Raw genomic sequence first — 18,725 nt, forward strand, 5'->3', positions numbered from 1 at the left:
CGGCACCTCGCCCTCGTGCACGAGACCGCCGGCGTGACCGGTGGACGGACTGGAGGCCCGTGGCGGCGCCGCCACGGGCCTCCAGTCCGGTCCGCGGAAGCGACAGGTGCCGGCACGTGCGCCGGGTCCGCGGGGCGGGAGCAGCCCGGCGACGCCGGCTACGCCTGCTGCGTCGTCGCCTCGTAGTGGCGCGCGCCACCGCGCACACCCTCGAACCGGAACGGCGCGGTCGTGACGCGCGGACGCTCGACGTCCTCGCTGGTGGCGGCGCCGGCTGCGTGCAGCTCGCGGTACGCGTCGACCGTCAGCGGGACGCGTGCGCCGAGCAGCGCGCGCACCCGACCGACCCGGCGGTGCTCGCGGTAGTCGGGCCGGACGACACCGGTGATGAGCTCGCCGACGCTGCCCGAGCCGTAGCTGAACAGGGCGATGCGCTCCCCCGCCAGGTGCTCGTCGAGGTCGAGCAGTGCGGCGAGCCCGATCCAGAGCGACGCCGTGTACGTGTTGCCGGTCTGCTTGTTGTACGTGAACCCGACGAACAGCTCCGACTCGTCGAACGGCACGCCCACGTGCTGCGTGAGCTTCCGGTGCGCCTTGAGCGCCATCTTCGTGAACGGCTGGTGGTGGACGAAGCGCACGATGTCCTCGTACGCCGGCCCGCCCTGCTCGGCGAGGTCGTCCCACGCGCCGACGAACGCGTCGACGTAGGCGCTGACGGACAGCCGTCCGTCGACCAGCGCGGTGGAGCGGTCGTTCGGCCGCCAGAAGTCGTCGACGTCGGCGGTGTAGACGCCGGCGGCCGGCTCGATCTCGATCAGGTCGGGGTCGGCGGACACCAGGATCGCGGCGGCACCGGCACCCTGGGTCGGCTCGGCGGCGGTGTCGACGTCGTAGCGCGCGACGTCGGCGGCGATGACGAGCACCCGCTCGTGCGGGGCGCGGGCGACGATGCCGAGCGCGAGCTGCACCGCGGCCATCCCGCCGTAGCAGGCCTGCTTCAGCTCGACCACGCGGACGGCCTTCGGCAACCCGAGCAGACCGTGCACGTAGACGCCGGCGGCCTTGGACTGGTCGACGCCGGACTCGGTGGCGAACAGCACCGTCCGGATGCCCTCGACGCCGTGCCGGTCGATGAGTTCCTTCGCAGCGGTGGCGCCCATCGTGACGATGTCCTCGTCGGGGGCGGGCACGCTGAACGCGTCCTGCCCGATGCCGACGTGGTACTTGGCCGGGTCGACGCCGAGCCGCTCGGCCAGGTCGTCGAGCTCGAGCACGTGGTGCCCGGTCGCGATCGCGATGTCGTGGATGCCGACGCCGCTCATGCTGCACCGCCTGCGGGCTTCGTGCCACGGCGTTCCATGGCGACGTGGGCGGCCATCAGCTCGCCCGGGTTGGTCTGCGCGGCGAGGAGCGAGAGCTCCCCGCACAGCACCGTGGCGGCGCACAGACCGGCGAGGCGGCGGGCGTTCGCCCCCGGCTCGCGGTCGTCGCGGCAGCCGAGGCGCACCAGGGCGTCCTCGACGACGGGCAGGTCGCCGCCCTTGCCGTTGCCGACCGTGCCGACGATCAGGTGCGGCAGCGAGGTCGCGAAGTACAGGTCGCCGTCGCGGTCCTCGGCGCTCGTGATGCCCTGCGAGCCCTCGACGATGTTGGCGGCGTCCTGGCCCGTGGCCAGGTAGAAGCCGAGCAGCATGTTGGCGTAGTGCGCGTTCGCCGAGCGGATGGCGCCGGCGATCGTCGACCCGATCAGGTTCTTCGCGATGTTGAGCTCGACGATGCGTGCGGTGCTCGACCGCAGGCGCTTCTCGACGACCTCGCCCGGGATCACGATCTCGGCGATGGTGTTGCGGCCGCGGCCACGGATGCCGTTCACCGCGGTGGCCTTCTTGTCGGTGCAGAAGTTGCCCGACACCGACACGTACCGCAGGCCCGGCTGCCAGTCCAGGATCGCCGGCAGCAGCTTGTCCGCGGCCTGGGTGACCATGTTGTGGCCGGAGGCGTCGCCCGTGGTGAACGCGAAGCGCAGGAACAGCAGGTCCCCGACGATCTCCGGGTGCACCTCGATGAGCTTGGCGAACCGGCTCTGGCCGGCGACGATCGCGGCGAGCTCGTCCTGGCGTGCCAGGATCTGCCCGGCGGCGACGTGGGCGGCGGCGGCGCTGTCGGCACGGACCACGACGGATCGGGTCATCCGCTCGTCGACGACGGTCGCGACGATGCCGTCCTCGACCATGCGCGAGATGCGGGCACCGCGGCCGACGGACGGCCAGAGCGGCGACTCGTAGGTGGCGAGGGGGACCTCGTGCTCCCCCTGCACGGCGTTGCCGCTGACGCGGATCGGACCGACCCACTTGGTGGGGATCGGTGTGAGCAGGTCACTCATCGAGGGCTCCTTCTGGTGCTCGCACCGCGACGCTGAGGTGTCTGATGTCGTGCGCCTCCCAGGCGCGGTGGATGCCGGCGGGGTCGGTGTCCGCCGGGACGAGCGCGATGCCGCAGTCGCCGCCGCCGGCACCGGACGGCTTCGCCGCCCCGCCAGCCGCCTCGACGACGTCGCACAGGGTCGCGAGCCGCTCGGTCTCGATCTGCGACCCGACCGAGTCACCGAGACGCTGCATGAGCACGCGTGCACGCTTGAGGGCATCGAGCGTGCGCTCGGCGTCGCCGGTCTGGAGGCCCGTGGTCAGGTCGTCGACACAGCTGCGGCTCTCGTCGAGGAACGCCTGGTACCCGCCGTTGCGGTGCCGACGCACCACGTCGACGAGCTTCGTGGTGGACGCGGGCGAGCCGGTCCAGCCGACGAGCAGCTGCAGGTTCTCGGGGGCGGGGAGCCGCTGGACGTCGAAGCCCTGCCACGCGTCCGCGTCGGCCAGGATCGCGGACACCGCGTGGTCCCCGAGCATGGCGGCGAGCCGCTCGCGGTCCGGGGCGCTGTAGCGCAGCCACCCGCCGAACGTGCTCGCGGCGAGGTCACCGCCCGAGGCCCGGGGGTTGACCCGGATCGTCGCGAGCAGGGCGACCTGGAAGCGCTGGCGCTGGGTCAGACCGATGCCGTAGAAGCGGTCGAGGGCACCGACGGTCGCGACGGTCACCGCGGCCGAGGACCCGAGTCCGAACTTCCGGCCGCTGGCGTCGTCGAGCTGGCTCTCGATGCGCAGGTCGTGGAACCGCGGGGCGATGCCGCGCTCGGCGCGGAGCTTCTCGACCAGGTCGATCGTGGCCATCACGTAGTCGTAGGGGTGGTGCTCGCGGTCGAGCGCCAGGCCGTCCTCGGCACGGGTCCACGTGAGCGGGAGGTGCCCGTACTCCTCGGAGTGCACACTGCCCGCGCCGTGGCCCTCGCGCACCTTCGCCGTGATGGCGCGGTCGAGGGCGATCAGGACGGACGGCTGGCCCGGCTCGACGACGGCGTACTCGCCGGCGACGAACAGCTTGCCGTGTGCACGGAACTCGATCACTGCGCGGACTCCTTCTGGTCGGGATTGCTCCCGGTCTTTTCGGAGCGGAGCACCCGCGCGGCAGGTCCGGTGCCGGACTCGATGACGTCGCCCAGCGACGCGAGCGCCCCGGCGACGGCCGACCGGTCCTGCGGCTTCGTGAGCACGACGACGTTCGGGCCGGCGTCGGCCGTGGCGTAGGCCTCGACCCCGCCGGCACGCAGCTCGGCGACGGCGTCGAACACGGCGACGCTGCGGGCGTTGAGGTAGCGGATCGGCGGGAAGGCGCCCTCGATCGTGGCGTGCATCCGGAGCGCGTTGCTCTCGGTGATCTCGCCGATGCGGGTGAAGTCGCCGGCCGCACAGGCCGTGAGCATGTCACCGACGGTCTCGGTGGTCGAGGTGACCCAGGCGGGGTAGAAGGGCGACGTGGCGATGGTGCGACGCATGGCCTCGCGCGACCCGATCGGCTTCGGGCCGGCGTCGATCGTGACGACGACCATGGCCATCGGCGGAGCGGGGATCGGCTCGGCGAAGGAGCCCTGGTCGTCGCCGGCGTGCCAGACGGCGACACCGCCGGGGATCGAGCGCGTGGCCGAACCCGAACCACGACGGGCCAGACGCGACAGGTCGCGCGGCGACAGGTCGAGGCCGTACGCCGCGGCGGCCGCGGTGGCCAGCGCTGCGAAGCCGGAGGCGCTCGAGGCCAGCCCGGCACCGGTCGGCACGGTGTTCTCGGAGACGACTGACGCGCGGGCGTCGCTGCCGGCGAGCTCCCGCACCAGGTCGAGGAACTGCTGCACGCGCACCAGCGCCCCGTCGTCGACGACGTGACCGTTCAGCGTGAACGTGTCTCCCCGTGCGCCCAGCGCCTCCCGTCCGCCGTCCACCGTGACGGTGGTCGTCGTCGGGAACACGTCGAGCCCCATCGAGACGCTGCCCGTGGCGGGCAGCGCGAGCTGCGCGTCTGCCTTCCCCCAGTACTTGACGAGGGCGATGTTGGGGTGCGCGACGGCGGTGGCTGTCAGCAAGCGCGGGCTCCGATCGTGGTGGTCCAGGTGGCTGCGGCCCCTGCAGCGCGGAGTGCGGCCGCGATGCGGTCCGCGTGGTCGTCGTCCGCGGCGAGCGCGAGGACGCACCCGCCCCGCCCGCCGCCGGTGAGCTTCGCGCCGAGGGCGTCCGCAGCGCGTGCGGCGTCGACGAGCCGGTCCAGGTCGACACTCGACACGTCGAGTGTGCTGAGCAGGTCGTGCGCGGCGTCCATGGTGACACCCAGAGCCTGGGCATCGCCGTCCTCGAGTGTCCCCCGTGCCCGCCGGGCGAGCGCGCCGATCCGGTCGATCACGGCGCCGACACCGGCCGGGTCCTGGTCGTGGCGTGCTCGGACCGCGGACACGGCTTCCCTGGTGTGCCCGGGGACGCCGGTGTCTGCGACGACGAAGGTGAACCGGGCGCCGAGCGCGACGGGTTCGATGTGCCCGGCCTCGAACCAGACCGGCGCGGACGCGACGACGCCCCGGGCGTCGAGGCCCGACGGACGCCCGTGGGCGACGCGCTCGCACTCCTGGATGAGTTCGTGGTGGGTCTCGACGTCGAGTGTCTCGCCCAGCGCGTCGGCGACGGCGGCGGTCACGGCCGCGGCGACCGCGGCGCTCGAGCCCATGCCGCGGGCGGTCGGGACCTCGCTGTCGACCCGGACGTGGAAGTGCCGGTCGGTGACCCCGAAGTGCCGCAGGGTCGCGGTGACCGCGGTGACGGTCGGCATCACGGCAGCGGGGGCCAGGTCGAGGGGGCCGGTGTGCACGGTGGACTGCAGGCTGTGACCGGGCTGCTCGGCGTCGGCGGCGACCGGGGTGACCGTCGCCACGACCCGCGCGTCGAGCACCGGCAGGACGAGAGCGGGTGCGCCGTACACCACGGCGTGCTCACCGATCAGGATCGTCTTGCCGTGGGACGACGCCGATCCGTTGCCGGGGGTCGTGGTGTTGTCGAGGTCGCAGCTGGTCATCGTGGGTCACGTCAGCCTAACCGCACGGGCCGTCGGCGTGTTCGTCAGCTGGGCATCCGCTGCATCGAGTTGTGCACAACTGGGTTGCGTGACAGTGTGGACGCATGCCCGTGACCGACGAGATGGTGTGCTTCTCCCTCTACGCGGCGTCCCGCGCCACCACGCAGGCGTACCGCACGATGCTCGAACCCTGGGGCCTGACGTACCCGCAGTACCTGGTGCTCGTCACCCTGTGGGTCGAGGGCGACCAGACCGTCTCGAGCCTCGGGGAACACCTGCAGCTCGACTCCGGCACCCTCTCGCCGCTGCTCCGCCGCATGGAGCAGAGCGACCTGGTCCGTCGCGAGCGCCGCAGCACCGACGAACGCGTCGTCACCGTCACCGTCGGTGAGCGCGGCCGCGAACTGCGGTCCGAGCTGAGCGGCATCCCCGCACGCATAGCCGCCGGGATGGGCCTGGCCGACGAACGTGCCGCTGCCGAGCTCATCGCGACGCTGCACCGGCTGACCGAGACGATGCACACGGCGGCCGATCCCGAGCGCGACGCCGCCGGCGCTGACCCCGGCGCCGTTCCGCGCTGAGCGACACCTCACGGCCACGTGTGCCCGTGAACTGTCGCTGAGCGCGAGAGCACGCCGCACACCCCGAACTGCACGATCCGCCCCACAAGGAAGGAACCCCATGGAAGCCCTCTACACCGCCGAGGCCCTGGCCACCGGCGAAGGCCGCAACGGCCACGTCGCCACGAGCGACGGCACGGTCGAGTTCGACCTCGCCATCCCGAAGGAGATGGGTGGCTCCGGCAACGGCGCGAACCCCGAGCAGCTCTTCGCAGCCGGCTACGCGGCCTGCTTCCACTCCGCACTGCAGGGCGTCGCCCGCAGCCAGAAGGTGAAGATCACCGACTCGTCCGTCGGCGGTCGCGTGCAGATCGGCCCGAACGGCAACGGTGGCTACCAGCTCGCCGTCATGCTCGAGGTCGTCATCCCCGGCCTGGAGCACGACCAGGCCCAGGCCCTCGCCGACGCAGCCCACCAGGTCTGCCCCTACTCGAACGCGACCCGCGGCAACATCGACGTCACCATCGTCGTCTCGGAGGACTGACCCATGAGCACCACCACCCCCACCACCATGCGCGCCGTCGTCCACGAGACGTTCGCCGAGCCCGCCGACGTCCTCGAGGTGCAGGAGCGCCCCGTCCCGACGCCCGCCGCCGGCGAGGTCCTCGTCCGCACGGTCCTCTCCCCCATCCACAACCACGACCTGTGGACCGTCCGCGGCACCTACGGCTTCAAGCCGGAGCTGCCCGCCGCCTCGGGCACCGAGGCACTCGGCGTCGTCGAGGCGCTCGGCGAGGGCGTCACGAACCTGCAGGTCGGCCAGCGCGTCGCCGGTGGCGCCTTCGGCGTCTGGGCCGAGTACTACACCGCGAACGCCGCAGGCCTCGTGCCGGTGCCGGACGCGATGACCGACGAGGCCGCCGCGCAGCTCGTCTCGATGCCGTTCAGCGCCATCAGCCTGCTGCACTCGCTCGACCTGCACGAGGGCGACTGGATCCTCCAGAACGCCGCCAACGGTGCGGTCGGTCGCATGGTCGCCCAGCTCGGTGCCGCACGCGGCATCAACGTCATCGGACTCGTCCGTCGCGCCGCCGGTGTCGACGAGCTCCGTGAGCAGGGCATCGAGCGCATCGTCGCCACCGACGCCGACGACTGGCAGGACCAGGTCGCCGCGATCACCGGCGGCGCCCCGATCATCGCCGGTGTCGAGTCCGTCGGTGGCAAGGCCGCCGGCGACATCGCCTCGGTGCTGGGCGAGAACGCCACCCTCGTCGTCTTCGGCGCGATGGCGTCGCCGACGCTCGAGATCCCGTCGGGCAAGGTCATCTTCGGCCAGCTCACCGTGAAGGGCTTCTGGGGTTCCGTCGTCAGCAAGACGATGCCCGCCGAGACGAAGGGCCAGCTCTTCGGTGAGCTCATCACCCGCGTGCTCGACGGCTCGCTGACGCTCCCCGTCGCCGAGACCTTCGCCTTCGAGCAGGTCCGCGACGCCGTGCGCGCCAGCGACACCGCCGGCCGCGTCGGCAAGGTGCTCCTGCGCCCGTAGCGCGACCACAGGACGGGAGGCCCGGTGCCAGCTGGCACCGGGCCTCCCGTCCGTCTGCGTGCTTCGTCGCACACCGAATGAGCAGAAGACGCCGGGTGCCCTGGGGCGACCCGACGTCTTCTGCGCACTCGGTGCAGCGTGGTGCGGCCTAGCGGCGCGACGCCTTCACGGGGACGGTGAAGATGTTGCCGGTGGTGACGCCCTCTTCGACCTCTTCCAGGGTGCGGCCGCGGCTCTCCGGCACGAACTTCCAGATGAAGAGCAGGGCGAGGAGCCCGACGATCCCGAAGCCGAAGAAAGTACCGGTGATGCCGGTCGCGGCGACGATGGTCGGGAAGTACAGCCCGAGGAACGCGTTCGCGATCCAGAGGCAGAACACCGAGATGCCCATGCCGAGCGCACGGATCTGGGTCGGGAAGATCTCGGACAGGACGACCCACACGGCGATGTTGAGGAAGGTCTGCATCGAGCCGACGAACGCGACGACCAGGAACAGGATCACCCACGGACGAGCGGGGTTGCCCTCGGGCAGTGCGACCGACGCGATGCCGATCAGGAAGTGGCAGGTCGTCGTCAGCGTGAACCCGAGGATCAGCGTCGTCCGGCGGTTGATCTTCTCCATGTTGTACAGGGCGATGACGCCACCGATCACGGCGATCACACCGGGTGCGATGTTCGCGATGAGGGCTGCCGATGCCTGGAACCCGGACTCGATGAGCACGGTCTGGCCGTAGTACATGATCGAGTTGATGCCGGTGAGCTGCTGCGCGACGCCGAGTCCGGCGCCGATGAGCACGATGCGGATGAGCCACTTGTTCCCGCGCAGCGTCTGCCACCCGCTGACGCGCTCGACCTTCGCCTCGATGTCGTTGCTCCGCTTGATGTCGTCGAGCTCGGCACGGGCACGGTCGGTGGTCCGCACCTGCTCGAGGACGGAGAGTGCTTCGTCGTAACGGTTCTTCGACGCGAGCCAGCGCGGCGACTCCGGCACCCGGAGCATGCCGACGAAGAGGGCGATCGCGGGGAGCGCGCAGACGGCCAGCATGACTCGCCACACCCCGTTGCCCTCACCCCACACGCTGCCGATGACCGCGTTGACCACGAACGCCGCGAGCTGGCCGATGACGATCATCAGCTCGTTGCGGCCGGACAGGGATCCGCGGATCTCGTACGGGGCGAGTTCGGCGAGGAAGACGGGCACCACAGTCGACGCGCCACCGACCGCGAGGCCGAGGAGCACACGACCGATGACGATGACCTCGAACGTCGGCGCGAACACGCAGATCAGCGTGCCGACGAAGAACGTGACGGCGAGCAGGATGATCGTCTTGCGGCGACCCCAGCCGTCGGCGATGCGGCCGCCGAGCATGGCACCGATCGCGGCGCCGAACAGCAGCGAGCTCGTGACGACACCCTCGGTGAAGTTGGTGAGGCCGAGCTCCGCCTTCATCGGGTTCAGGGCGCCGTTGATGACGCCGGTGTCGTACCCGAAGAGCAACCCGCCGAACGTGGCGACGAGGGCCAGCACGCCGAGACGTCGGCGGTGCGGCCCGGTCCCCAACGGGGGCAGTGCGACAGTCGGGGCTGTCGGTTTGATGTCGACCATTCGGTGACTCCTTCGTCGGTGATCGCGCGTCAGTGCGTGGACCGATCGTAACCCGATTCCATGTCCTGTCAATTGGACATTCTGTCGTCAGGTCGTTTGGATCGGTCCACAGAACACCTGATGAGGACGGGAGCGGTCCAATCTGCGATGCAGCGTCAGCGGTCGTCGTCGACGGGGCCGTCGCCGAGGACGTCCCCCAACGACGCCATGTCCGCACCGTGGTCGGTGTAGCGGCGGACGGTGCGTCGAGCGGCCGCACTGGCGGCGCCGGACAGGGCGGGGTTGCGCCGAGCGGCGTCGGCGACGCGGCCCGCGTGCCCCGCGGTCGAGAGCAGCACGTTCGCCAGCGCACGGGCGTCACCCCGCTCGGGGACCCCGGTCACGGTCCAGGCCGTGCGGACCTGCGCGTCCGGGGTGACGCCACGACGAGTGCCCATCCGGTGCCAGTCGGACAGCACGCCCTCGGTGCGTGAGGCCGCGCGGTCCGCCTCTCCCGCACGACGGCGGGCGGCGTCACGGGCGTCGGACTCGGTGTCCGTGCCCTCGACCGTGTCGTACCGGTCGGTGAGCCCGTCGGCCCGGCGCCGGACACTGTCGGCCCGTTCACGCGCCGCGGCGTCGTCACCACCCGCCGCTGCGATGCGGGCGGCGTGCGCGGCGGCAGCCGCGGCGAGGATCTCCGAACGCTCCATGCCCTCGACCGTAGCCGCTCCGACCGACACCGGCGGACCGTCCGTCGCGGTGGCGGGGCACCGCGACCAGCCGCGTTCCGCACTGAGCGACACCGCACGGGACGGCGCGCGCATGAGGTGTCGCTGAGCGCGAAACCGGCCCGGCGACCGGCCCGCGGCCGCAGCGCACGCACACGACGGACGGGAGGCCCGTGGCGGATCCGCCACGGGCCTCCCGTCCGTCAGGTGGGGGCGTGCGCTACTTCCGCAGCTCCAGGTACTTCGCGATGAGCGCCTTGGTCGACGGGTCCTGCGCGTCGAGCGCGGCCTGGTCGCCCTCGACGGCCGGCGTGACCTGCAGCGCCAGCTGCTTGCCGAGCTCCACACCCCACTGGTCGAACGAGTCGATGCCCCAGATCGTGCCCTCGGTGAACACGATGTGCTCGTACAGGGCGATGAGCTGGCCGAGCACGCTCGGGGTGAGCTCCGGCGCGATGATCGACGTGGTCGGCTTGTTGCCGGGGAACGTGCGGGCCGCGACGATTCCTTCGTCGGTGGTGCCCTCGGCGCGGACCTCGTCGGCGCTCTTGCCGAACGCCAGCGCCTTGGTCTGCGCGAAGAAGTTCGCCAGGAACAGCGTGTGCACGTCGGTGCCGGGCGCGACGCCCTTGCCGTCGCCGGTCTCGTCCTGCAGCGGACGGGCCGGGTTGGCGACCGTGATGAAGTCGGCCGGGATCAGGCGGGTGCCCTGGTGGATGAGCTGGTAGAACGCGTGCTGGCCGTTCGTGCCGGGCTCGCCCCAGAAGACCTCGCCGGTCTCGGTGGTGACGGGCGAGCCGTCCCAGCGGACGCGCTTGCCGTTCGACTCCATCGTGAGCTGCTGCAGGTACGCGGCGAAGCGGTGCAGGTACTGCGTGTAGGGCAGGACCGCGTGGCTCTGCGCACCGAGGAAGTTCGTGTACCAGACGTTGAGCAGGCCCATCAGGACGGGGACGTTCTGCTCGAGCGGCGTGGTGCGGACGTGCTCGTCGATGGCGTGGAAGCCGGCGAGGAACTGCTCCCAGTTCTCCTTGCCGATGGCGATGACGACGCTCGTGCCGATGGCCGAGTCGACCGAGTAGCGGCCGCCCACCCAGTCCCAGAAGCCGAAGGCGTTCTCGGGGTCGATGCCGAACGCCTCGACCTTGTCGAGCGCGGTGGAGACGGCGACGAAGTGCTTGGCGACGGCGTTCTTCTTCTCGTCGTCGGCGGCGTCGGTCAGGCCGAGCTCCTGCCACAGCCACTGGCGGGCGAGGCGCGCGTTCGTCAGGGTCTCGAGCGTGCCGAAGGTCTTCGACGCGACGATGAAGAGCGTGGTCTCGGGGTCCAGGTCCGCGGTCTTCTCGTAGATGTCCGCCGGGTCGATGTTCGACACGAAGCGGGCCTCGAGGCCGGGCTGGACGTACGGCTTGAGCGCCTCGTAGACCATGACCGGGCCGAGGTCGGAGCCACCGATGCCGATGTTGACGACGGTCTCGATGCGCTTGCCGGTGACACCGGTCCAGGCGCCGCTGCGGACCTGCTCGGCGAAGCCGTAGACCTTGTCGAGCGTGGCGTGCACGTCGGCGTCGACGTCCTGGCCGTCGACGGTCAGGGGCGCGGCCGGCACGAGGCCCTCGGTCGCCTTCGGACGACGGAGCGCGGTGTGCAGTACGGCGCGGTCCTCGGTGACGTTGATGTGCTCACCGGCGAGCATCGCCTGGAAGCGCTCGGCGACGCCGGTGTCCTTGGCGACCTGCAGCAGCGCGGCGACGACCTCGTCGGTCACCAGGCCCTTGGACAGGTCGACGGTCAGGTCGGCAGCTTGGAAGGTGTACTGCTCGGCACGACCGGGGTCGCTGTCGAACCACCCTCGCAGGTCCGGGGTGAAGCCGGCAGCGATGCTGTCGAGCTTCTTCCAGCCTTCGGTCGATGTGGGGTCGACGGGAGCGGATTCGGTCACTTCGGTCCTCCTGGGGATCACGTTCGAGACGTACAGCCCGCGGGTCACGCAGCGCTGCGTCGCGGACCGTCTTCGAGCGTAGTGCGCTCCGGCAGGTGGTGCGCACAGTCGGACGGGAGGCGCGGCTCGCGTTCGCTGCGCGCGTCACGCCTCCCGGCCGGTCGCGTTCATCGCCGCGGTCGGCTTGCCGGGTTCAGGGCTGCGGTCGGCCTGCCCGGTTCACGACTGTGGCCGGGTTCACGACTGCGGTGCGAAGCGGCGCAGGCGCAGGCTGTTCGTCACGACGAAGACCGACGAGAACGCCATCGCCGCACCCGCCAGCACCGGGTTCAGCAGCCCCGCCATCGCGAGCGGGATCGCCGCCACGTTGTACGCGAACGCCCAGAACAGGTTGCCCTTGATGACGCCGAGCGTCGCGCGGGACAGCCGGACGGCGTCGGCCACCACGGTGAGCCGACCGCTCACGACCGTGATGTCGCTCGCCGCGATGGCCGCGTCGGTGCCGGCGCCCATCGCGATGCCGAGGTCTGCGGCTGCCAGCGCGGCGGCGTCGTTCACGCCGTCGCCGACCATCGCGACGCTCCGGCCCTCGGACTGCAGCCGGCGGACGGTCTCGAGCTTCGACACCGGGGTCGCGCGGGCGTGCACCTCGTCGATGCCGACCCGGGCGGCGACGGCACGTGCTGCGCCGTCGTTGTCGCCGGTGAGCAGGACCGGGCGCAGGCCGAGCGCGCGGAAGCGGGTGATCGCGTCGGCGGCCTCGGGCTTCACGGTGTCGCCGACGACGACCACGCCCAGGGCGCTGCCGTTCCGGGCGACGACGACCGCGGTGGCCCCGTCGGCCTCGGCGCCGTCCACGGCGTCGGCGAGCACCGGCGGCAGGGTGATCGACCATGCGTCGGCGAGCCAGCGGGTCGTGCCGACCAGGACGACGTCACCGTCCACGACGGCCTGCACCCCGGCACCGGCGGTGGCGGTGAACTGCTCGGCCGCGGGCAGGTCGGCGCCCCGGGCGCGGGCCGCGGTGGTCACGGCGCGGGCGACGGGGTGCTCCGAGCCGTCCTCGACCGCGGCGGCGAGCCGGAGCACGGCGTCCTCGGTCTCGTCGACGACGGTCACGGACCGCAGGGTCATCGACCCGGTGGTGACGGTGCCGGTCTTGTCGAGCACGACGGTGTCGACGCCGCGCGTGCGCTCGAGGACCTGCGGGCCGCCGATCAGGATCCCGAGCTGCGAGCCCCGACCGGTGCCGACCAGCAGCGCGGTGGGCGTGGCGAGCCCGAGGGCGCACGGGCACGCGATGATCAGGGTGGCGACGGCGGCGGTGAAGGCCGCCGTGACCGAGCCGCCGAGCACGAGCCAGCCGACGAAGGCCAACACGGCGAGCGCGATGACGATCGGCACGAAGACGCCGGACACGCGGTCGGCCAGACGCTGCACCTCGGCCTTGCCGGTCTGGGCGTCCTCGACCAGGCGCCCCATGCGGGCGAGCTCGGTGTCGGCACCGATGCGGGTGACGGCGACGACGAGTCGGCCGCCGACGTTGATCGTGGCACCGGTGACACGGTCGCCCGGTCCGACCTCGACCGGCACGGACTCGCCGGTGAGCATGCTGCGGTCGACGGCCGAGGAGCCGTCCTGCACCAGGCCGTCGCTCGGGATCCGCTCGCCGGGTCGCACGACGACGACGTCGCCGACGACGAGGGACGAGGTCGACACGCGGTGTTCGGCACCGTCGCGCAGGACCGCGGCGTCCTTCGCACCGAGTTCGAGCAGCGCCCGGAGTGCGGCACCGGACTGCGTCTTCGCACGGGCCTCCATGTACCGGCCGGCGAGGATGAACACCGTCACGGCGGTCGCGACCTCGAGGTACAGGTCGGCGGCCTCGGGATCGGTGGCGAACCACGAGAACGTCATGTGCATGCCGGTCGTGCCGGCGTCCCCGAGGAACAGGGCGTACAGCGACCACCCGAACGCGGCGAGGACCCCGACGCTCACCAGGGTGTCCATGGTGGCGGCACCGTGGCGTGCGTTCACCCACGCGGCACGGTGGAACGGGAGCGCTCCCCAGACCGCGACGGGTGCCGCGAGCGTCAGGGCGAGCCACTGCCAGTTCGGGAACTGCAGGGCCGGCACCATCGAGAGCACCACGACGGGCACCGCGAGCACGGCGGACACGACCAGGCGTCGTCGCAGCGGTTCCGCCCGGTCCTGGTCGGCCGTGGGCTCGGCGTCGGCGGCAGCGGGCGGTGCCGGCACCGTGGCGCCGTAACCGGCGGACTCCACCGCGGCGATCAGCGACTGGGGGTCGGCGGTGCCGTCGGCCGCGACCTGCACCTGCGCCTTCTCGGTGGCGTAGTTCACGGTGGCGGTGACGCCGGGCATCTTGCCGAGCTTTCGCTCGATGCGGTTCGCGCACGAGACGCAGGTCATCCCGGTGATGTCGAGTTCGACGGTGCGGTCCGTCACGAGCGCGCGACCTCGTAGCCTGCCTCGGCCACCGCGGCGTGCAGGGCGTCCGCATCGACCGGCGCCGCGGAGCTGACGGTGACCTCGGACGAGCCGCCGGGGACGAGTCGGACGTCGACGCCCGTCACCCCGTCGACCTCGGAGAGTTCCTCGGTGACGCTCATCACGCAGTGTTCGCAGGTCATGCCCTCGACGAGCAGCGTCTCGGTGGTCATGGTGTCTCCTTCTGGTTGATCGATCGTCAGGGGTCAGGAGCGGACGAGCCGGGCGATCGCCTGGCTGGCCTCGCGCACCTTCTCGTCGGCGGCGTCCCCGCCCTCGGCGACGGCCTCGGCGACGCAGTGCGCCAGGTGGTCTTCGAGCAACGACAGCGCGACGCGTTCGAGCGCCCGGTTCGCCGCGGATATCTGGGTCAGGACGTCGATGCAGTACGTCTCGTCCTCGACCATCCGCGCGATCCCGCGCACCTGCCCCTCGGCGCGACGGAGTCGCTTGAGCAGGTCGTCCTTGTCGCCGATGTACCCGACGTGTTCGTGCATGTCCGCCTCCACCGTTCTCAATACGGTACCCCCCTAGGGTATTCCTTTCCTTGTCCGGTGCAACTGGTGGCATGATCGGCGCATGGACCCCTCGACGACGAACGGATTCCGCCGGCTGCGGTTCTCCGACGGTGAGGGTTCCGACTACTCCGAGATCTTCGCCGCGGAGTACGGCGGCTCGGACTTCGCCTCGGAGACCTTCGCCACCGACGACACCCGGTACGAGTACACGGTCGTCGGCGACGACGACCTGTCACTCCGCACCATGCGTGCCGAGGGCGGGCGACGCGGCGGGGTCATCGGTGTGCGGGACGACCACGTGGTGTTCTGGCTGACCAAGGGCCGGCTCGAGATGCACTTCGCCGACCGCACCCGCGTCGTCGAGCCGGGCAGCCCGTACATCGCCTCGGCGTCCGAGGCGTACCGGTTCGAGTCCGACGGCACCGTCTACAACGGCGTGCACGTGTCCGACCGCTTCCTGCGGAGCGTCGGCCGGGACCTCGGCTACCGGCTGCCGGACGGTCCGCTGCTGTTCGACCAGCAGGACGAGGTCATCGCCCGGCGTGAACCCCTCCGGCACCTCATCCGCGAACTCGGCCCGGCACTGGTCGACGACCGCGTGCTCGGCCCGATGCGGACCGCGCTGAACCGTCGGCTGGCCGTCGTCATCCTCGACACGTTCCCCATCCGCAACCGCGGCGACGACGTCCCCGTGGCGAACCGGCTGCGTGACGCCGTCCGGTTCATCGAGCTGCACGCCGCCGAACGCCCCTCGATCCCCACCATCGCCGCCGCCTGCGGGCTCAGCCAGCGTGGACTGCAGGACGTCTTCGCCCGGACGCTCGACACCACTCCGCACCGGTTCCTCCGCGACCACCGCCTGGACCGGGTGCGGGAAGAGCTCTTGCGCGCGGACCGCGGCGGCGCGACTGCAGCGGACTGCCCGCTCGTGTCGTCGGGGATCGCCGTGATCGCCCGGCGGTGGGGCTTCACGAACCCCGGCCGGTTCGCCGAGACCTACCGCGAACGGTTCGGCGAGGACCCGGCCACCACGAAGCGCGCGGCACTCGCGGCGCAGCCGGAGGCCGGCAGGGCGTCGTGGCGTGTCCGTCGTGCGGTGTCCTACATCGAACAGCACCTCGACGACCCGCTCACGCTCGACGACATCGCAGCCGCCGCAGGGGTGCTCCCCCGTCGGTTGCAGCAGCTCTTCCGCGAGGAGCGCGGCGAGTCCCCGATGGCCTGTGTCCGCGCCATGCGGGCCGCTGCCGAACGCAACGACGCGGCCGGAATCGGCGAAACGGCCTGACGGAACGCCCCGGGGGTACACGCAGATCCCCGGATTTCCGGGGATCCCTGGATTTTTCCCGAATCCGAGAAGTCGTGTGTGACGAATCTCTTCCACAGCCCGTCTCATCCGTGAACAGCAACCGCTGGGAACGCCCGGCGGGTCAACGGAAGGAATGAACCATGGCTGACACCACCACCCCCACCCCGGCCACCACGGCGACCCGTGCCACCTCGCACGCCGGCACCAGCGGCGTCACCGGCAAGACCGTCATCGACGACACCGTCGTGTCGAAGGTCGCCGGCATCGCCGCCCGCGAGGTCAACGGCGTGCACTCCCTCGGCAACGGCGCAGCCCGTGCCATCGGCGCCATCCGCGACGCGATCGGCCAGCGCGACTTCGGTCAGGGCGTCAAGGTCGAGGTCGGCGAGAAGCAGGTCGCCGCGGACATCGTGATCGTCGCCGAGTACCCGGTGTCGCTCCAGCAGGTCGCCGACGGTGTCCGCACCGGTGTGGCCCGTGCCCTCGAGCAGATCGTCGGCATGGAGGTCGCCGAGGTCAACGTGACCGTCCAGGACGTCTACATCCCGGGTGACGACGACGACAACGACGACGAGAAGAAGGAAGCGCGAGTCGCATGAGCAACACGCTGATCGGCGCCCTCATCGGCGCAGTCCTCGCCGTCGTGGCACTGCAGTTCGGGTTCTGGGGCTTCGTGCTCGTGATCGTGTTCGGTGCGATCGGGGCCCTCGTGGCCGCCCTCGCCACCGGTCGCATCGACCGCGGCGCCCTGACCGACGTGCTGACCGGACGCCGGAGCTCCCGGTGAACGCCGGCCCGGACGTCCCGGGCCGCGTCGAGATCACCGCACGCGCGCTCACCTCGCTGGCGCGGGCCGTCGCAGCCGAAGGGCTCGGCGCCCCCGCCAAGCGGGTGCGCGTCGGCCTCGGCGACGCGTCGGGAGCACTGTCCCTCGACATCACCGGGCCGATCGCCGCAAGCGACGACATCGTCTCCGGGTCGATCCGGATCGCTGACCAGGTCAAGGGCCGCGTGAGCGACCTGACCGGGCGCCGCGTCGGCAGTGCCCACATCGAACTCACCGGGATCGTGCGCGAGCACGAGTCCCGCGCCCGCTAGGAGGCCATCATGAGCAACGGTTCCGTCGAACGACGCATCCGTCGTCGGAGCGTGCACCGCTCCCGCTCCACAGCAGTGGCGGTGGCCCTCGTGGTGCTCGCCCTGGTGGCCGCCTGGATCGGCACCGAGTCGGTGCTCAGCGCCATCGGACGCCCACCGCTCGTCGCCGACCCCCAGACCGTGGTCGACACGGCGCTCCGCCCGGACGCCGCGTTCGTCACCATCGTCGAGGTCATCGCTGGCGTGCTCGTCGTCCTCGGCGTCGTGCTGGTCGTCCTGGCCCTCAAGCCCGGTCGCCAGCACCGATCGGTCGTCGAGCACGAGCGTGGTGCGGTCGTCATCGACTCCCGCATCGTCGCCTCCACCGCGGCGAACGCCGCCGGCATGGCGGCCGGCGTCCCCGAGGGGAACGCCTCCGCCACCGCCCGCGGCCGTTCCACCGAGGTCCGCATCGTCCCCGTCACCGGTGTGCCGGTCGACGAGGCGACCGTCCGCGCCGCCGTCGTGGAGCGCCTGAGCGGCCTCGACGAGCGTTTCGGCCGACGCGTCCGCGTCCGGGTCGAGGAGAAGGGAACCCTCGCATGACCAAGAGCAACCGGACCCTCAACCGGATCATCCTGTTCGTCCTCGGCCTGGTCGCCGTCGTCGTCGGGATCGCGATGGGCGCGGGTGTCCTGCCCGCCGTCCAGGATGCGCTCAAGCCGTACGTCGACCTCCCCCGCAGCCTCGACGTGCCCGCGTCCGCGCTGTGGATCGTCGCCGGGGCCGCGGCCCTCGTGGTCGTCCTGTCACTCGTGTGGGCGTCCACCCGCGGTGGTGGCGGCACGTCCGTCGCCGTCCGGGAACGCTCGGGCGACGACGCGGTCACCATCAACGTCGCACTCGTCCGGGACGTCGTCGAACACGAACTCGCGGGTGTCCGCGACGTGGTCGGCTCCCGCGTCGACACCTACCTCGTCCGCCGGCAGCGCGCCGCACGGATCCGTGTCGCGGTCCGCCGCGGCGGGGACGCCGTCACCGTGCTCGACGCCGTCGACCGAGCCGTCGCGGTCCTCGACCGCACCCTCGGCCGTCCGGTCCCGGTGCTCGTGCACCTGACCGGCGGTACCCGCTCCGCGCTCGCGAAGGCGACCCGCGTCCACTGACACCCGTCAGCCGGACGCACCCCCGGGCCTCCCGGCCCACCTCCACACCACCGGGCACACGCCCACCCACGAAAGGACCCGTCATGGGACTCGACGACAAGATCAAGAACGCCGCTCAGGACCTCGCCGGCAAGGCGAAGGAAGCCGTCGGCAACCTGACCAACGACGACGCCAAGGTCGCCGAAGGCAAGAAGGACCAGACCGCTGCGAGCGCGAAGCAGACCGGCGAGGACGTCAAGGACGTCTTCAAGAAGTAGGTCGCACGACCGCGTCGGGGCACCCGTCGAACGGGTGCCCCGACGCGTCCCCGCGCTGATCCCGAACGAGGAGGAACC

The 18,725-nt window shown here is 71.6% G+C and carries 21 protein-coding genes; 10 read left to right on the forward strand and 11 right to left on the reverse strand.

From position 1 onward, the window contains the following. Positions 1-158: 158 nt before the first annotated feature. From ACL00U_RS13755 to mvk, 5 genes are read right to left on the reverse strand one after another with little or no spacing between them, the layout of a single operon-like run. Positions 159-1,322 (reverse strand): hydroxymethylglutaryl-CoA synthase, encoded by a 1,164-nt coding sequence (locus ACL00U_RS13755; RefSeq protein ID WP_042539902.1) that lies wholly within the window; start codon positions 1,320-1,322, stop codon positions 159-161. Continuing rightward, a complete protein-coding gene (locus ACL00U_RS13760) occupies positions 1,319-2,383 on the reverse strand; it encodes a hypothetical protein (protein ID WP_017885427.1) in 1,065 nt (354 codons plus the stop codon). Before ACL00U_RS13760 ends, ACL00U_RS13755 begins: the two co-directional genes overlap by 4 nt. Then, the gene (locus ACL00U_RS13765) at positions 2,376-3,458 is read right to left on the reverse strand and encodes a phosphomevalonate kinase (protein WP_042539904.1); all 1,083 of its coding nucleotides are present in this window, start codon (positions 3,456-3,458) and stop codon (positions 2,376-2,378) included. Before ACL00U_RS13765 ends, ACL00U_RS13760 begins: the two co-directional genes overlap by 8 nt. Continuing rightward, positions 3,455-4,468: a diphosphomevalonate decarboxylase gene (mvaD, locus tag ACL00U_RS13770; protein WP_412873505.1), complete on the reverse strand. Its 1,014-nt coding sequence runs from the start codon at positions 4,466-4,468 to the stop codon at positions 3,455-3,457. Before mvaD ends, ACL00U_RS13765 begins: the two co-directional genes overlap by 4 nt. After that, on the reverse strand, positions 4,462-5,445 hold the full coding sequence (mvk, locus tag ACL00U_RS13775; RefSeq protein WP_140448800.1) for a mevalonate kinase: 984 nt from the start codon (positions 5,443-5,445) through the stop codon (positions 4,462-4,464). The genes mvaD and mvk overlap by 7 nt, the downstream gene beginning before the upstream one ends. Before the next feature lie 104 nt (positions 5,446-5,549). Here mvk and ACL00U_RS13780 point away from each other — a divergent pair, with 104 nt between their 5' ends. The 3 genes from ACL00U_RS13780 to ACL00U_RS13790 all read left to right on the forward strand — a co-directional run bounded on the left by ACL00U_RS13780 (position 5,550) and on the right by ACL00U_RS13790 (position 7,551). Then, the gene (locus ACL00U_RS13780; protein ID WP_175470736.1) at positions 5,550-6,026 is read left to right on the forward strand and encodes a MarR family winged helix-turn-helix transcriptional regulator; all 477 of its coding nucleotides are present in this window, start codon (positions 5,550-5,552) and stop codon (positions 6,024-6,026) included. 100 nt (positions 6,027-6,126) lie between these two features. Continuing rightward, positions 6,127-6,549 (forward strand): organic hydroperoxide resistance protein, encoded by a 423-nt coding sequence (locus ACL00U_RS13785; RefSeq protein ID WP_017885422.1) that lies wholly within the window; start codon positions 6,127-6,129, stop codon positions 6,547-6,549. Positions 6,550-6,576: 27 nt separating this feature from the next. Further along, positions 6,577-7,551 (forward strand): zinc-binding dehydrogenase, encoded by a 975-nt coding sequence (locus ACL00U_RS13790; protein ID WP_412874071.1) that lies wholly within the window; start codon positions 6,577-6,579, stop codon positions 7,549-7,551. A gap of 148 nt (positions 7,552-7,699) precedes the next feature. On the opposite strand, the gene ACL00U_RS13795 is transcribed toward ACL00U_RS13790, so the two are convergent. The 6 genes from ACL00U_RS13795 to ACL00U_RS13820 all read right to left on the reverse strand — a co-directional run bounded on the left by ACL00U_RS13795 (position 7,700) and on the right by ACL00U_RS13820 (position 14,817). After that, on the reverse strand, positions 7,700-9,157 hold the full coding sequence (locus ACL00U_RS13795; protein ID WP_214585134.1) for a sugar porter family MFS transporter: 1,458 nt from the start codon (positions 9,155-9,157) through the stop codon (positions 7,700-7,702). Between the two features lie 155 nt (positions 9,158-9,312). Continuing rightward, positions 9,313-9,849: a hypothetical protein gene (locus ACL00U_RS13800; protein WP_139179692.1), complete on the reverse strand. Its 537-nt coding sequence runs from the start codon at positions 9,847-9,849 to the stop codon at positions 9,313-9,315. A gap of 238 nt (positions 9,850-10,087) precedes the next feature. Then, on the reverse strand, positions 10,088-11,809 hold the full coding sequence (gene pgi, locus ACL00U_RS13805; RefSeq protein WP_412873506.1) for a glucose-6-phosphate isomerase: 1,722 nt from the start codon (positions 11,807-11,809) through the stop codon (positions 10,088-10,090). 237 nt (positions 11,810-12,046) lie between these two features. Then, the gene (locus ACL00U_RS13810) at positions 12,047-14,278 is read right to left on the reverse strand and encodes a heavy metal translocating P-type ATPase (RefSeq protein WP_412873507.1); all 2,232 of its coding nucleotides are present in this window, start codon (positions 14,276-14,278) and stop codon (positions 12,047-12,049) included. After that, a complete protein-coding gene (locus tag ACL00U_RS13815; protein WP_017885416.1) occupies positions 14,275-14,493 on the reverse strand; it encodes a heavy-metal-associated domain-containing protein in 219 nt (72 codons plus the stop codon). Before ACL00U_RS13815 ends, ACL00U_RS13810 begins: the two co-directional genes overlap by 4 nt. 33 nt (positions 14,494-14,526) lie before the next feature. Then, complete coding sequence (locus ACL00U_RS13820; RefSeq protein WP_027466001.1) at positions 14,527-14,817, reverse strand: metal-sensitive transcriptional regulator; 291 nt, start codon at positions 14,815-14,817, stop codon at positions 14,527-14,529. Between the two features lie 82 nt (positions 14,818-14,899). Between ACL00U_RS13820 and ACL00U_RS13825 the strand changes: the two genes are divergently transcribed. The 7 genes from ACL00U_RS13825 to ACL00U_RS13855 all read left to right on the forward strand — a co-directional run bounded on the left by ACL00U_RS13825 (position 14,900) and on the right by ACL00U_RS13855 (position 18,647). Beyond that, positions 14,900-16,126, forward strand: a complete 1,227-nt coding sequence (locus tag ACL00U_RS13825) for a helix-turn-helix domain-containing protein (protein ID WP_017885414.1) — start codon at positions 14,900-14,902, stop codon at positions 16,124-16,126. 161 nt (positions 16,127-16,287) lie between these two features. Further along, positions 16,288-16,746, forward strand: coding sequence for an Asp23/Gls24 family envelope stress response protein (locus tag ACL00U_RS13830; RefSeq protein WP_017885413.1), 459 nt, complete (start codon positions 16,288-16,290; stop codon positions 16,744-16,746). Then, on the forward strand, positions 16,743-16,934 hold the full coding sequence (locus ACL00U_RS13835) for a DUF2273 domain-containing protein (protein WP_017885412.1): 192 nt from the start codon (positions 16,743-16,745) through the stop codon (positions 16,932-16,934). The genes ACL00U_RS13830 and ACL00U_RS13835 overlap by 4 nt, the downstream gene beginning before the upstream one ends. Further along, positions 16,931-17,245, forward strand: a complete 315-nt coding sequence (locus ACL00U_RS13840) for a hypothetical protein (protein ID WP_017885411.1) — start codon at positions 16,931-16,933, stop codon at positions 17,243-17,245. The genes ACL00U_RS13835 and ACL00U_RS13840 overlap by 4 nt, the downstream gene beginning before the upstream one ends. 9 nt (positions 17,246-17,254) lie before the next feature. Further along, positions 17,255-17,830: a DUF6286 domain-containing protein gene (locus tag ACL00U_RS13845; RefSeq protein ID WP_056070061.1), complete on the forward strand. Its 576-nt coding sequence runs from the start codon at positions 17,255-17,257 to the stop codon at positions 17,828-17,830. Next, on the forward strand, positions 17,827-18,390 hold the full coding sequence (locus tag ACL00U_RS13850; protein ID WP_017885409.1) for a hypothetical protein: 564 nt from the start codon (positions 17,827-17,829) through the stop codon (positions 18,388-18,390). Before ACL00U_RS13845 ends, ACL00U_RS13850 begins: the two co-directional genes overlap by 4 nt. An 83-nt stretch (positions 18,391-18,473) precedes the next feature. Next, complete coding sequence (locus tag ACL00U_RS13855) at positions 18,474-18,647, forward strand: CsbD family protein (RefSeq protein ID WP_017885408.1); 174 nt, start codon at positions 18,474-18,476, stop codon at positions 18,645-18,647. Positions 18,648-18,725 lie beyond the last annotated feature (78 nt).

The sequence above is a fragment of the Curtobacterium poinsettiae genome, from assembly GCF_047226435.1.
GTDB lineage: Bacteria > Actinomycetota > Actinomycetes > Actinomycetales > Microbacteriaceae > Curtobacterium > Curtobacterium poinsettiae.

Coding starts and splice junctions, on each gene's coding strand:
- ACL00U_RS13760 (WP_017885427.1), bottom strand. CDS start 2,383: ATGAGTGACCTGCTCACACCGATCCCCACCAAGTGGGTCGGTCCGATC.
- ACL00U_RS13755 (WP_042539902.1), bottom strand. CDS start 1,322: ATGAGCGGCGTCGGCATCCACGACATCGCGATCGCGACCGGGCACCAC.
- ACL00U_RS13795 (WP_214585134.1), bottom strand. CDS start 9,157: ATGGTCGACATCAAACCGACAGCCCCGACTGTCGCACTGCCCCCGTTG.
- ACL00U_RS13830 (WP_017885413.1), top strand. CDS start 16,288: ATGGCTGACACCACCACCCCCACCCCGGCCACCACGGCGACCCGTGCC.
- ACL00U_RS13790 (WP_412874071.1), top strand. CDS start 6,577: ATGCGCGCCGTCGTCCACGAGACGTTCGCCGAGCCCGCCGACGTCCTC.
- ACL00U_RS13835 (WP_017885412.1), top strand. CDS start 16,743: ATGAGCAACACGCTGATCGGCGCCCTCATCGGCGCAGTCCTCGCCGTC.
- ACL00U_RS13845 (WP_056070061.1), top strand. CDS start 17,255: ATGAGCAACGGTTCCGTCGAACGACGCATCCGTCGTCGGAGCGTGCAC.
- ACL00U_RS13800 (WP_139179692.1), bottom strand. CDS start 9,849: ATGGAGCGTTCGGAGATCCTCGCCGCGGCTGCCGCCGCGCACGCCGCC.
- ACL00U_RS13815 (WP_017885416.1), bottom strand. CDS start 14,493: ATGACCACCGAGACGCTGCTCGTCGAGGGCATGACCTGCGAACACTGC.
- ACL00U_RS13850 (WP_017885409.1), top strand. CDS start 17,827: ATGACCAAGAGCAACCGGACCCTCAACCGGATCATCCTGTTCGTCCTC.
- ACL00U_RS13780 (WP_175470736.1), top strand. CDS start 5,550: ATGCCCGTGACCGACGAGATGGTGTGCTTCTCCCTCTACGCGGCGTCC.
- mvk (WP_140448800.1), bottom strand. CDS start 5,445: ATGACCAGCTGCGACCTCGACAACACCACGACCCCCGGCAACGGATCG.
- ACL00U_RS13855 (WP_017885408.1), top strand. CDS start 18,474: ATGGGACTCGACGACAAGATCAAGAACGCCGCTCAGGACCTCGCCGGC.
- ACL00U_RS13825 (WP_017885414.1), top strand. CDS start 14,900: ATGGACCCCTCGACGACGAACGGATTCCGCCGGCTGCGGTTCTCCGAC.
- ACL00U_RS13820 (WP_027466001.1), bottom strand. CDS start 14,817: ATGCACGAACACGTCGGGTACATCGGCGACAAGGACGACCTGCTCAAG.
- ACL00U_RS13785 (WP_017885422.1), top strand. CDS start 6,127: ATGGAAGCCCTCTACACCGCCGAGGCCCTGGCCACCGGCGAAGGCCGC.